This is a genomic window from Bradyrhizobium nanningense (assembly GCF_004114535.1).
GTDB lineage: Bacteria > Pseudomonadota > Alphaproteobacteria > Rhizobiales > Xanthobacteraceae > Bradyrhizobium > Bradyrhizobium nanningense.
The window spans coordinates 355,793-367,933 of the sequence record NZ_LBJC01000002.1 but is presented as its reverse complement, the minus strand read 5'-3'; the positions used below and the strand labels follow the sequence as shown (position 1 = coordinate 367,933).

The 12,141-nt window shown below is 59.4% G+C and carries 11 protein-coding genes and 2 pseudogenes; 11 read left to right on the top strand and 2 right to left on the bottom strand.

Annotated elements, in window-relative coordinates; genetic code table 11:
- Positions 1 to 7: 7 nt before the first annotated feature.
- Positions 8 to 289, bottom strand: a complete 282-nt coding sequence (locus XH84_RS01660) for a hypothetical protein (protein ID WP_128947998.1) — start codon at positions 287 to 289, stop codon at positions 8 to 10.
- Between the two features lie 160 nt (positions 290 to 449).
- Here XH84_RS01660 and XH84_RS01655 point away from each other — a divergent pair.
- The 8 genes and pseudogenes from XH84_RS01655 to XH84_RS01620 all read left to right on the top strand — a co-directional run bounded on the left by XH84_RS01655 (position 450) and on the right by XH84_RS01620 (position 6,962).
- Positions 450 to 1,210, top strand: a pseudogene (locus XH84_RS01655) (IS5 family transposase).
- A 345-nt stretch (positions 1,211 to 1,555) separates the two neighbouring features.
- On the top strand, positions 1,556 to 1,792 hold the full coding sequence (locus tag XH84_RS01650) for a hypothetical protein (protein ID WP_128916495.1): 237 nt from the start codon (positions 1,556 to 1,558) through the stop codon (positions 1,790 to 1,792).
- Positions 1,793 to 2,169: 377 nt separating this feature from the next.
- Positions 2,170 to 2,352, top strand: a complete 183-nt coding sequence (locus XH84_RS01645; RefSeq protein ID WP_128916496.1) for a hypothetical protein — start codon at positions 2,170 to 2,172, stop codon at positions 2,350 to 2,352.
- Between the two features lie 434 nt (positions 2,353 to 2,786).
- Positions 2,787 to 3,008 (top strand): hypothetical protein, encoded by a 222-nt coding sequence (locus XH84_RS01640; protein WP_128916497.1) that lies wholly within the window; start codon positions 2,787 to 2,789, stop codon positions 3,006 to 3,008.
- A 233-nt stretch (positions 3,009 to 3,241) separates the two neighbouring features.
- Entirely contained in the window at positions 3,242 to 3,892 is a 651-nt protein-coding gene (locus tag XH84_RS39485) for a hypothetical protein (protein WP_164937323.1), read from the top strand.
- 538 nt (positions 3,893 to 4,430) lie between these two features.
- Positions 4,431 to 4,697, top strand: coding sequence for a hypothetical protein (locus XH84_RS01630; RefSeq protein WP_128916498.1), 267 nt, complete (start codon positions 4,431 to 4,433; stop codon positions 4,695 to 4,697).
- Positions 4,698 to 5,192: 495 nt separating this feature from the next.
- Positions 5,193 to 5,531: a hypothetical protein gene (locus XH84_RS01625; protein ID WP_245471572.1), complete on the top strand. Its 339-nt coding sequence runs from the start codon at positions 5,193 to 5,195 to the stop codon at positions 5,529 to 5,531.
- 306 nt (positions 5,532 to 5,837) lie between these two features.
- The gene (locus tag XH84_RS01620) at positions 5,838 to 6,962 is read left to right on the top strand and encodes an alpha-amylase family protein (protein ID WP_128916500.1); all 1,125 of its coding nucleotides are present in this window, start codon (positions 5,838 to 5,840) and stop codon (positions 6,960 to 6,962) included.
- A 174-nt stretch (positions 6,963 to 7,136) separates the two neighbouring features.
- Here the strand turns inward: XH84_RS01620 and XH84_RS01615 are convergent, their stop codons facing one another.
- On the bottom strand, positions 7,137 to 8,075 hold the full coding sequence (locus tag XH84_RS01615) for a class I SAM-dependent methyltransferase (protein WP_128947997.1): 939 nt from the start codon (positions 8,073 to 8,075) through the stop codon (positions 7,137 to 7,139).
- A 294-nt stretch (positions 8,076 to 8,369) separates the two neighbouring features.
- On the opposite strand from XH84_RS01615, the gene XH84_RS01610 reads away from it, so the two are divergent.
- The 3 genes and pseudogenes from XH84_RS01610 to XH84_RS41765 all read left to right on the top strand — a co-directional run.
- Positions 8,370 to 9,797, top strand: a complete 1,428-nt coding sequence (locus XH84_RS01610; RefSeq protein WP_245471576.1) for an alpha/beta fold hydrolase — start codon at positions 8,370 to 8,372, stop codon at positions 9,795 to 9,797.
- A gap of 241 nt (positions 9,798 to 10,038) precedes the next feature.
- Positions 10,039 to 10,404: a hypothetical protein gene (locus tag XH84_RS01605; protein ID WP_128916503.1), complete on the top strand. Its 366-nt coding sequence runs from the start codon at positions 10,039 to 10,041 to the stop codon at positions 10,402 to 10,404.
- Positions 10,405 to 11,991: 1,587 nt separating this feature from the next.
- Positions 11,992 to 12,117 (top strand): annotated as a pseudogene (locus XH84_RS41765) (double zinc ribbon domain-containing protein); the annotation flags it as partial.
- Positions 12,118 to 12,141: the final 24 nt, after the last annotated feature.

Here is a 12,141-nt window from a genome sequence, read left to right as displayed (position 1 = left end):
GGCGAGATCAAATCGGAAAGGTGGGCGACATCGTCTCGGAATCCACGGGCGACTTCATATCGGTACGCCTGGGCGACTTCGTCGGAATCCGCAGCTTGATGCGCTTGGGGCGATCAATTCGCACGCGGTCGAACTCCTTAGGCCCGTCGAGCAGATCACGCTTGCGGTTTGCCCGATCGTCCGCCGTGGTCGTTGTGTCGCCTATGCGGTCGATCGTATCGCCAGCCATTTTGCGTGCGCGCTGCTTCTGGCGATCCTGACCGCCGTGCGACGTAAGTCCCAGCCGCACAGGCGACTTATCGCCTCGGACAAGCTAAGCTTGTCGTCCTGCTGAGCGCATTAAAGGACTGCTTTCGGGCAAATAGCATCCCAAACTTTCCCCTTTGACGCGCCAGGTTGAGCTGGCCCTCCAATCCATGATTCAAAGTCCCAAACTAGGGGCTCGAATCATGCGCTACGAACTCACCGACAATGAGTGGTCTGCCATCAAGCCGATGCTGCCGAATAAGCCGCGCGGCGTGCCACGAGTGAATGACCGTCGCGTGCTCAATGGCATCTTCTGGATCTTGCGCTCTGGCGCGCCATGGCGCGATCTGCCGGACAACTTCGGCCCGTACACCACCTGCTACAATCGCTTCGTTCGATGGCGACGGGCGGGTGTGCGGACCAAGCTTATGCGCGCACTGGCCGGCGCCCATGATGCCGCCGTGCAAATGATCGACACGTCTATTGTTCGTGTGCATCAGCATGGGGCTTGCATCACACGCAACCGGCGGCAGTCAATGGGGCGCTCGCGAGGTGGATTGACCAGCAAGATGCTGTGGTCGATAGCAATGGTCTGCCGGTGCGACTGGCGTTGAGCCCGGGCGAGGCCCACGACGTCCGATTTGCTAGAAAGCTGCTGTCTCGTCTGAAATCCGGATCAATGCTGCTTGCCGACCATGGCTATGATGCCGACTGGATCAGAGAGCTTGCCATGAAAAGAGGCGCGTGGGCCAATATCCCGCCGAAAAGCAGTCGCAGCGAGCCGATCTGCTTCAGCCCATATCTTTACCGCGCTCGCAACCAGGTCGAGCGGTTCTTCAACAGGATCAAACAATGTCGTCGGGTGGCGACTCGCTACGACAGGCTCGCCGCCAACTACCTCGCCTTCGTCCAACTCGCATCTATCCGGCTATGGCTGGCCGCGTGTTATGAGTGCGCGCCCTAGTTCGGCGCAACATTCGGGTCTGTATGCTTGCGAACATTCATACGCCTTTGGGAATGGTATTCTTATGGAGCATCAGGCCAGAACCGGACAGGGATGGCCTCGCCCTGGGAGCCCGTTAGCCAAATGCCACCGGCCGCCGTTGCAGCCCCTGCAATCGCCGATCTGCGGCCGGCCCGGGAGTTGATCGAGCAGGCGACCGCTAGGCATGGCAGGATGACTAAGCGGCGAATTTCGCGTTCGCAAAGAACCAATGTCCTGGTTCGGCAGTTAACTCCGGCGCCATTCGAACAGGCAAGGTGATTGTTCCGGCCGGCGGATGAGGTTAGGAGCTGGGGCCAACACACCATGAAGGACCTCCGGCGACGATTGGAGAAGGTCCGCGCTGACGCCAGAGACTTTGCGCTGATGAGTCAGCAGGCGCCGGACCTTGAAAAGCGGGCGCTGTTCAAGCGCTTGGCGGATGAACTCGCCATCGAAGCTCTCGAACTTGAGCTCATCGTGAAACAAAATGAGCCTTTGAACCCGTGCGACCAGCATGAGGTCGTGGAGTTTAAGGCTCCCTCTCAGAAGCAGCGCGGCTGACGCCGAAAAAGCTTAAGCCGACAACGACCTCTATCGCGCTGCGGCACAACAGCTTCGTGAACATGGCTTCATTACGAGGTCGGCTCATGGCGGCAGAGCGGACCAGATTTGCTTGACATCACTTCTTCGCATTTTGACCCATTCCGGTCCTCGCCTCTCTGTCCAGCACGTCCTTTTCAGGCTGCTCGTCGGTTAATTCTCGCGCCAGAGCACATGACGGGAAGAAGTTAATAACCTAGAGTTAATCTAATTTAATTATCGAAAATATTAAACGAGATAAAGCGCGGCGATACCCGAACAAACTTTAGCGCCAGGGCATTGCGCGCACGCACGTGCCCAGTTGCGCAAACTCTTCTGTCCCTATGGAGCTGGCTGGCATGGATCGAGAATGCCTTGACACGTTGTCCATCGATGAATTGTGGGCGCTGCACACGGAGGTCGATCAGATCCTCGCGGCGAGACTCTTTGCAGAAAAGCGCGAGCTCGAAAAGCGCCTCGATCAGCTCGGCCAGGGAGCAAACTTGAACGAACCAGCGAAAAACTCCCCGGCGAAGCACTAGGACGCGAAAGCCGGTTTCTAGCGGGAACCGGGTCTCGTTATATTTAGTGATTGAACTCAATTAACGTAATTTAATTTATTCGCATTGGAGGTCGATTTAATTTCAATATCCATGAGGGGCGCCATGTCCTCACCACGAATACGCCTAGCGGCGCGAGTTTTTGAACACCTGCGGAAAATTCGCCGCCGTAACTCCTCCTGCCGTGACTGTGCTGTTGTCGACAGCAACTCTGTCGCGGCGTCTGGCGGGAAGGGCGCGGGCGTCTGGGGGGAAGGGCGCGGGGTCCCACGAACGCTATCGTCACACGCGGGGAGATTAGCTGAGGGTCGCCCACCGGGGCGCGGCTCACGACTCCATCTCTCCTCGGGAAGAAATCGGTGGGGAACGTGCGGAGGTTCGAACCCTCGGTACGTCGCCACGCGGAGGACCCGGCCATGAGTGGTCTCCATGATCTCCAGGCTTCCCCGTCGGCCCACCGGGCCGACCTCTTCAAATCGGCCAAGGTGCCGGCGGGCAATCCCTGGGCGGATGCTGCTGCCGCTGCCGCCCTTCTTCGTCACCGTTTCGAAACGCTCGCCTCTCAGCTCGCCGAACTGGAAGCGCTTCGCGAACGAGTGCTTGAGGCCGAGCAGAAGCTCGACCCGAGTTTCATCTGATGAAAAGCTCGGCCGGGCAGAAGTAAGCGCCGCTTAGCGCTTAATGAACTGGGCCTCCTTCAGCTTCTGTGACCTATTGGCCTCTGAAGAGTGCCACCGCGCCAGAGGGTAGGGCGCATTGGAGGCAGACATGCTCAGATCGGTGATCAAGTCTACGGTCGTAGCAACGTTGTTGATCACCCTGATTACCCCGCCGGTCGTCACCCAGGCCTTTGGCCACGGGAGCGGTGGTGGTGGCGGCGGTGGTGGTGGTGGCGGCGGTGGCGCTGGTGGTGCTGGAGCCGGCAGCGGTGGTGGCGCTGGTGGTGCTGGAGCCGGCAGCGGTGGTGGCGGTGCCGCTGGTGGTGCTGGAGCCGGCAGCGGTGGTGCCGGTGCCGCGGGTGGTGCGGGAGCCGGCAGCGGTGGTGCGGGTGGCGCTGGTGGTGGGGGAGCCGGCAGCGGTGGTGCCGGTGCCGCTGGTGGTGCGGGAGCCGGCAGCGGTGGTGGCGGTGGCGCTGGTGGTGCTGGAGCCGGCAGCGGTGGTGGCGGTGGCGCTGGTGGTGCTGGAGCCGGCAGCGGTGGTGCAGGTGCCGCTGGTGGTGCTGGAGCCGGCAGCGGTGGTGGCGGTGGCGCTGGTGGTGCTGGAGCCGGCAGCGGTGGTGCGGGTGGCGCTGGTGGTGCTGGAGCCGGCAGCGGTGGTGCGGGTGCCGCTGGTGGTGCTGGAGCCGGCAGCGGTGGTGCGGGTGCCGCTGGTGGTGCTGGAGCCGGCAGCGGTGGTGCAGGTGCCGCTGGTGGTGCGGGAGCTGCCAACGGTGGTGCCGGTGGCGGTTATGGCGGGGGCCATTATGATGCTGGTGCATCCAGCTTGCCCTATTCCAGCCGGCTGGGCACGAACATGCAGCTGATCCAAAGGAGCAAGGCCTCGTCTGGTGGTGGCTGGGTTCGTGACGATACTTCTTATTCGTTCCGCGAACGCGCGCCCTGGCTGCGGTGGGATATGTGGAGGCACGCAGCGCCCGTATCTGACCTCCACAGGCTTCACAAGGCTCAGCGAACAAGGCTCAAGCCGCACGAAATGCGGAAGATGCTCTCGGGCCAGAAATCTGTGCAATCGTTCGGGACGCGAACCTCATTGGACGCGCGTCGCGGGGAGGGCGATGATGCGACGGCTGCACGCCGACGGGTAAATCGTCCGCGGGTCGATGTCCAGGTAGCGCCGCCATCCTTGATCGAGCGTAAGAGCAAACGACTGGCGCGGCGCCGGTAGATGCCTCGGCGGATGTAGTTAAGGTCACCCCGTCACCCGCCACCGAGCGCGAAAGCGAGCAAACGATCGGCGCGGCATTCGTAGATGTCTCGGCGAACGTCACTCAAGTCACCCCGCCCTCCGTTATTGGACATGACGACGCGTCGACAACGAGGTCACTCGACGGGCTGCTAGCGATGATGATGGCACTCGTCGCACTTGGCTTTATCCCATTGTTCTTTCGCCATAAGGATGCCCAACGCGTGTTAGCCTATGCTGCGACGCGTCGCTCCGAAGCACGCCTCGACGATGCTCGCCCCGTCAATTTACTGTGTCCACCGCGGATCGAAGCCGATCCCGATCTTGTCTCCAATTTGGAAGCGTCCGTGAAAAACGTTCTCAACACAATAAAGGAGGCGGAGGCCGAGATGGCTTCCTCACGACAGCTCCGAAAACCCACGTGAAGCCGAGCCCTCCCTCAGTTTGTTGACGCTGATCGTGCCTTCGAGGTTCGGGGGCCTACCCGCCCCCTAAACAGGTGCATGGGATAGGCGCCGGGATTGTCGTGGTCGGCTTCTGGGCCCTCACCTGAACAGCGAACGGGCTGCGGCCATGTCGGTCGTCAGTGGGAGACCGGACCTTGCACGACGGCCGCGTCGACGGGCGCTCCTGGACCCACAGCGGAAGTTTCAGTGAACAGATTTACTAGGCTGGACCGACCGGACCGCTTTGCGAAGGTTCATCAGATCGGAGCTTTACCATCGTCTCTCAGTCAATAGTCGCGCGGTGTTGCAGCCCGTATACACGGGAGCGAATCGCATGTTGGCTTTGCAGGCCAGACGTCCTAGAATCGCGACGATCGCAGGACACGCGAAATGCAGTATGTTTGCGACGCGCCGAAGGGTAAGACTTGGTTCCGTATCGAGACGGAAGGTGAAGCGGCGCATGAGTCGCGCCTGATGAACCATACAGTCGAGAAATATTTCCGCAACGAGCGGGAGAAGGCAGTCCAATCCTGGCGTCCGGAGCGGCCCAACGCGATCGAGCGCGACATCGGCCTCGAGGCCCATGTACGGCGAGAGATGCCGGTTTTCCTCACGTTGCGCGACAGGGAGGGCAATGCACTGGCTACAGCGATGCTGCCACCGGGCGGCAAGGATCGCGGCAGGTTCCGGATCATCATCGTTGCCGCATCCAATGCCGATCCTTATCCTGAGCAGGACGTGGCCATCGCTGCGCTGGGAGCGCATTTCGGTCTCACACTCGATCGCCAACGCTGCTTCCCTTACGGCCGCTAAGAAGCCTGACAAGTGTCGCGCTGGATTGGGGCGACGTAGGCTCATGGCCCTTGGCTGCTTCCCTGTCTGCACGCGCTAACGTCGGCTTGCGAGGTGCGAGCGGACCGAGGACGGAGATCGCCGCGCCGCCCGCATGTGATCCATAGCGGACCTTAGGCCGCCGCGCCGCCTCCAGAACGTTCTGCCTGCATCATGTGTGCGGCAGGTCTAGCTGGAATATGCTAGCCTTCATTGGACGACTGTAGGAGTCGACCTGATGAAGTGGGCAGCTTCATTTGTGTCACACACTTAGCCGGAGGTCGCACCATGCCGTTCGGTTTTAGGATAGTTGTGGGACTCTTGCTCCTCGCAGGCACTTCGGTATCTGGCGGCGAGTTGCAGGTAAATGGATCTGCCAATTTCTTCCCGATAGGCGTTTGGTTGCAATCGCCGACTCGCGCTGTCAATTACAAGGCAATCGGGATCAACACCTTTGTGGGATTGTACGAAGGTCCCACTGAAGAGCAACTCGCCGCATTGGCGCAGCTGCACATGTTCGCCGTTGCCGGCCAAAACGACCTTGCGCTGAAGTCCGTCAACCGGCACGTTATCAAAGCGTGGATGCAAGAAGACGAACCGGACAATGCTCAACCGATCGGGCCAGGACTGTACGGAACATGCGTCCCAGCAATTGAAGTGGCTCGGCGCACGCAAGAGATGAAAGCCCGGGACCCAGCGCGACCCGTGATGATCAATTTCGGGCAGGGTGTGGCCAACGAGTTCTGGCGCGGCCGCGGCAGCTGCAACGGTGATCAGGGTTACTACGATATTGCGATCCAGGGTGCAGATATATTGTCGTACGACATCTATCCAGTGGGATCCACTACCCCTGAAGTTAAAGGAAGGCTGGAATATGTTGCACGTGGCGTCACCAATCTCGCGAAGAGGGCTGGTGATAAGCAAACCATATGGATGGCGATCGAGACGACGGCACTAGATCCAACTCGTCGACCGACTGCGTCGGAAGTTCGGGCGGAGATCTGGATGGCATTGATTCATGGCGCGACAGGCATTTTTTATTTCGTGCATGAGTTTAAGCCAACGTTCCGGGAAGACGCCATCTTCCGTTACCCCGATATCGTGGAGGAGGTCACCAGAACTAACCAATTGATCCTGTCTCTCTCGCCAGCGTTGAAGAGCCCAAGCGTATCCGGGGCTGTATCCGTAAGCTCGCAGATCCCGATCGCAACCATGGTGAAGGTGTACAAAGACGATACGTATATCTTTGCCGTCGCGATGCAGAACTCTCCGTCGAGAGCGCGGATCACGGTCAATAACGTTCGTCAGACCACCGCTGGCGTCATCGGCGAGGGCCGTAGCGTAACCCTCGCACAAGGTTCTTTCGAAGACCAATTTGAAGGCTACGGCGTACATCTTTATCACATACCATAGCACGCCATTCCGGAGCGAACGGGATTTCGCCGCCAAAGCTGCGACTTCCGGATCTGGCCCATCTGCGAAGTTACGGCGCGCCTAACGGAGGTCCGCTTATTGCGGCAGACCGGACCAGATTTGCTCAACCGGGGTTGTTCGCATTTTGACCCGAGAGCGATATCAGTGCCACGCTCACCGAAGTCTGCTGATGCGCTGTCCCTTAACAACGCGCGCCAGGGCTATGTGCAAGCTGGCAGGCGGTTGCCTGAGCGTGGTGTTTGCTCCCCGGTAGCGATCCCACATTGCCTTTCCGTCCAGATTTTCAACCAGCTCAAGCCCAACAGAGGCGAGATCGTTGATAATTTCATTGGGATTGAAGCCCGAAATCCAGGGTTCGCCGATTGCCGCCACCACTTTGGCATTCTCGTTGTGGGGGGACTGCGATCTGTCAGAGGCGAGCTCGCTTTGATCAACGTAGGTGAATACGAGCTCGCTTCCCTGAGCGCCGCAAGTCGCTACCGCACGCAGGGTTGCCAGATTGGCCTTCCGCGTCAGGTACACCGTAACGCCAAGCCAAGAGAAGAATGCTGCTTCGTCCATTCGGAACGCCGTGCGAGCCAAAACCGTTGCTAGATCCTCCTTCGCGAGGTCGGCAGCGATGAAATGTACGGACGGCGAAAGTGAGATACCGTATTCCTTGATACGTTGAGCCTTCATCGCTTGCGTCGCCGGATGGTCTATTTCGAAGATTCTCAGGGCGTCGGAAAACGGGGGGCGACGAAGCGCGAAGCTATCGAATCCGGCACCAATCAGGACATACTGACGTATTCCCCTGATTGTCGCCTCCCTCAGCGCATCCTCCGCGTACCGGGAGCGGATTACTACTCCCGGGAAGGCGGCGTTGGTCAGTAGAAAGTCGTCCAAGACGGAATCTGCTGCCCGCATTGCGCGGACACGCGCGTCCGACTCCATGCGAGCCAAAATCCGCTGGATCATTCTTTCGCGCTCGACTTCGGGAACGAGTCGATCGCCCCAGGGATCATCGAGCAGAGGAGACGGGTCGGACCGCGAATGCAGCGCTCGCATAAGCGATGTCACCAACGCGGTACGGCTGGGCAATGACTCCACCATTGATCGTCCCTCCAGCAGGGCTTGCCCGCCGCTGCGGGCCTTAGTTGCACGGCAGGATTGCCGGCGGTTTGTGACTTCGGACGAGAGACTAACTTGAAAATAGAATTCTGGAGTTCTGTTTTTGGCCCATGCCCAGGGGCTCAGCCTTCGTTGCGCCGGTTGGCAAGGAAAACCGGATCCGACCGACCAACGTCATGCTCGACGTAATCAACCCCGAAGCCGATACGCCCAGGCGGCGGCTAACGGGAGATTTTTGCTGGCGCCATTCCACTGCATATGATTTGCTTGAGCGAGGTGACGGAGGACACTTTCGTGGTGCACGCGCGCGTCGAGCGCCGGCTGGCGGCGATCCTGGCAGCTGACGTAGCCGGCTATTCACGGCTTATGGGCGACGACGAGGAAGGCACTCTTGCCGGATTAAAGGCGCACCGGCGGGAGCTGGTCGATCACAAGCTCAAGTCCCATCGCGGGCGTCTTATCAAAACGACCGGTGATGGAATGCTCGTGGAGTTTTCGAGCGCCGTCGAAGCGGTGAAGTGTGCAGTCGAAGTTCAGCGCGGGATGGTCACCAGGAACGCGAGCATCCCTCCCGATCGGCGTATTGAATTCCGCGTGGGCATTAATGTCGGGGACATCATCGAAGATGAGGGCGATATCTTCGGAGACGGCGTCAACGTCGCCGCGCGGCTCGAAGGCATGGCGGTGCGGGGCGGCATCTGCATTTCCCGGCAGGTCCTTGATCAGATCGATGGTAAGCTGAAGCTCCCCTTTCGCGAGCTGGGCCGGCAGAACCTCAAGAACATCGCCCGACCGATCGAAGTCTATGCCATCGATCTGGACAAGAACGGATCGCCCGCAGCGCGTGTCCTGTCGGCCGCTAATCTCAAACAGGACATCCGTTATTGCAGGGCCACGGACGGCGTGCGGTTGGCCTATGCGACGGTCGGAAGTGGACCAGGCTTATTGAAATCGGCGCATTGGCTTGGCCACCTTGAGTATGACTGGGACCTTCCACTCTACCGTGATTTTCTGCTCGGACTTGCCTCGTCATTCACCCTCGTCCGGTACGATGCTCGCGGTAACGGCCTCTCGGACTGGGACGTCGGCGAGCTCTCGCTTGACGCCTGGGTCAAGGACATGGAAAGCGTGGCCGACGCGGCCGGCCTCGACAGGTTTCCGCTTCTCGGGTTCTCGCAGGGTTGCGCCGTTTCGATTGCGTTTGCGGTCCGGCATCCGGAGCGCGTGTCGCACCTGATCCTGTATGGCGGGTTTGCTGTCGGCGCCAACAAAAATCCCAATCTTTCGGCCGCCGACCGGGAGCGGTTTGCGGCAATGAAAACACTGATGAAGCTGGGCTGGGGCGCGGATGAGCCAACCTTCCGGCAGCTCTTTACATCCTCGATGTTACCAACCGCCACAAAAGAGCAGGTCGACGCCTTCAATGAACTCCAGCGTCTCAGCGCCTCGGCGGAGTCTGCGGTACGTTACCTCGAAACAGTAGCTAATTTCGACGTCCGACCCCTTCTCAAGCAAATTAAGGCCCCCACGCTCGTGATGCATGTTCGAGACGACCGCAGGGTTCCAATCTCTTCGGGCCGAGATATGGCCGCAGAAATTCCGGGCGCCAGATTCGTCTCGCTGCCTGGTCAAAATCATATGCTGCTATCGCAGGATCCTGGCGCACCTATTTTCCAGGAGGAAGTGCGCAATTTTCTACTCTAGCTTCTTCGTGCGGCCGCATGCGTGCTGCTTGACGCTCACTGGCGGCACGGGAATGTCGCCCTTTGGCCCACACCGGCGAAATCCGGCTCTCGTCCGTATGTCGGACCTGACCACGCGCCGGCAAGATCGCCGCTTGTGACCCATCTGCGACATGAGTTAGATCGAAATCCCGCAGCGCGGCAGTCTCCTGCCGCAATAAGGTGTGCTATCCTTTCGGCCGCAAGAACAGAGGGACCGGGCAATGAACCGGCGCTCATTCATCACGCTGCTCGGCGGCGCGGCGGCCGGGCCGCTCGTAGCGCGCGCGCAGCGAGGCGGGAAAGTCTATCGTATCGGGATTCTGGAGCCAATACCGGCGGCACGGAACGCCGCCAATCTTGAGGCCCTGCGCAAAGGTCTGCGCGATTTCGGTTACTTCGAAGGACGAAATTTGATCATCGAGTATCGGTCGGCCGACGGTCGGACCGAGCGGTTTCCAGGTCACGACGGGCTGGATGGTCTGACAGAGTCGTTCCCATCGCCGTGCGAGTCACCAGCACTATCGGCGTCGGATTGGCTGATCGCGAGGATCACCGTCCCGGCCACCCATTCAACGATCTTTTGTTGATACATTTGGGTGAGACCGTCTGCCCCAACGACGAGGCCGTCAATGCGCTGTCGGACCACCAGTCACTGTTATGCCCGCCGTTGTTCTGCGTGGTGGTAGTGGTTGTGCACCCGGAGGTATTAGTCATTTCGCGCTGTAGTTGGATCTTATTCGCGCAGCAGCGCTCTTAAGTTGTTTGACGAAATTTTGCTGAAACAAAGCGCTGCTACAATATATCTTAGGTAACTAGCCCTGTTCTTTTTTGTGCCGACAATCCAAGTCAGCCAATCGCGCCATGCCGACGCTCAAACATAAGCTGTGAATGGGCTCACATCGGGCAGCGATCAACGGGCCAAGGTCATCCGAAAATTCGGTAGTGGAAATTCTACGATCATTTTCAAACGACGGGGGCAACCATGCCCGCCATATTCGACCTGCTCTATCGCGAATACTGCCGCCCGCCTCGCTGAAATGCGGAAACAGCTTCTGATCGTGGGACAAGATCCTGAAGGCCTACAGGCCGATTGTGATCGTGCTGATCAGGGAAGCGTTGGCAGAACAGACACGCAGTACGAAATCAGCCACGGCGCGCCGAATTGAAGCGGCCGCGGCCGCAATAACGCACAAGCGGCGATGCTCGGGCACCCATTTTGCGTACGAACTAAGATTGTAACTGCGCAGTACTTCATCTCGGTTGTGAGGGCTCAATTCATGACGAAAAACTTTTCGAAGCGCATTGTGATCGATGTGCTTGTAGTCGCCATATCTTTGATGACAATCACGATCGCAGCGGCATCGTTGGGCGAGCCCATTGTTGCAGGGATTGCTGCTTCTATTCCCGGCCCATTCCATCTTGCGACGGAAAGGACACCTGCAGGTGCCGGCCCGAGCAAACCGAAGCTCGCCCGCGCGCAAACAGGTTGTCGGCTTCGATCTGCTCCTCTGCAATGGAACGTGGACTGGCTTTTCGGGCCGCCTGCAGCTCCCTTACGATGAATCCCGCCCAGGGCCGCCAACCGCTGCCTTGGGGCTTAACGGAAAGGGCAAGCCGACGATTTGCTCGCGTTCGCCGCGCCGGGATCGACCTCGACTCTGTCGAAGATGCCTGTGAAGTAGCTTACATCCCTTCGCTCGTGGCGCGCGCTAATGTGACGAAAGGTTCTCACCTTGACGGAGGCCTCCAATGCTCGCAGCAATCAAATGGAACTCCCGACATAGTGCTCGCGAATGGGTAACGATGGCTGTGGCGCTTTTCGTCCGCACAAGGGCAACCCGGCAGAACGGCGAAAGGAAGCAAAGACAGCCCCTCTGGAAGCATTTCGACGACACTCATCATTGGGACTCAACCGCGGAGGAATGGGTCCCCAACCCAGACCGAGGCACTTCCTAAATACCTGCGTACGACGGGGTATTGGGCAGAGCGATGGAATTTCTGTCATCAAGACTGGCGGAAATCCAATCGACGAGTCCAGCGATTGGGGACCGACTGCTTGTCCGTCCGATCGGACGAGTGGCTTACCCTGCTGACGAAGAGAAGCGTTGGAAAGCGTGTACTGAAGAGTCGACCTGGACCGAACTCATGTCGGTCGAAATTCGATTGGGTGCGGCATGGATTGTCCGAATTGCGGCAGAGTCGAGCCAGAGGGAACGAAGGTCTGCGGCGATTGCGGCGCGCCGCTATTCTTTCGCTGCCCCGCGTGCGGGGGCGATAATCCGACAGGCAAGAACTTCTGTGGCGACTGCGGTGCCGCGCTCACG

Coding starts and splice junctions, on each gene's coding strand:
- XH84_RS01650 (WP_128916495.1), top strand. CDS start 1,556: ATGAAGGACCTCCGGCGACGATTGGAGAAGGTCCGCGCTGACGCCAGA.
- XH84_RS01645 (WP_128916496.1), top strand. CDS start 2,170: ATGGATCGAGAATGCCTTGACACGTTGTCCATCGATGAATTGTGGGCG.
- XH84_RS01640 (WP_128916497.1), top strand. CDS start 2,787: ATGAGTGGTCTCCATGATCTCCAGGCTTCCCCGTCGGCCCACCGGGCC.
- XH84_RS01630 (WP_128916498.1), top strand. CDS start 4,431: ATGATGATGGCACTCGTCGCACTTGGCTTTATCCCATTGTTCTTTCGC.
- XH84_RS01625 (WP_245471572.1), top strand. CDS start 5,193: ATGAACCATACAGTCGAGAAATATTTCCGCAACGAGCGGGAGAAGGCA.
- XH84_RS01620 (WP_128916500.1), top strand. CDS start 5,838: ATGCCGTTCGGTTTTAGGATAGTTGTGGGACTCTTGCTCCTCGCAGGC.
- XH84_RS01615 (WP_128947997.1), bottom strand. CDS start 8,075: ATGGTGGAGTCATTGCCCAGCCGTACCGCGTTGGTGACATCGCTTATG.
- XH84_RS01605 (WP_128916503.1), top strand. CDS start 10,039: ATGAACCGGCGCTCATTCATCACGCTGCTCGGCGGCGCGGCGGCCGGG.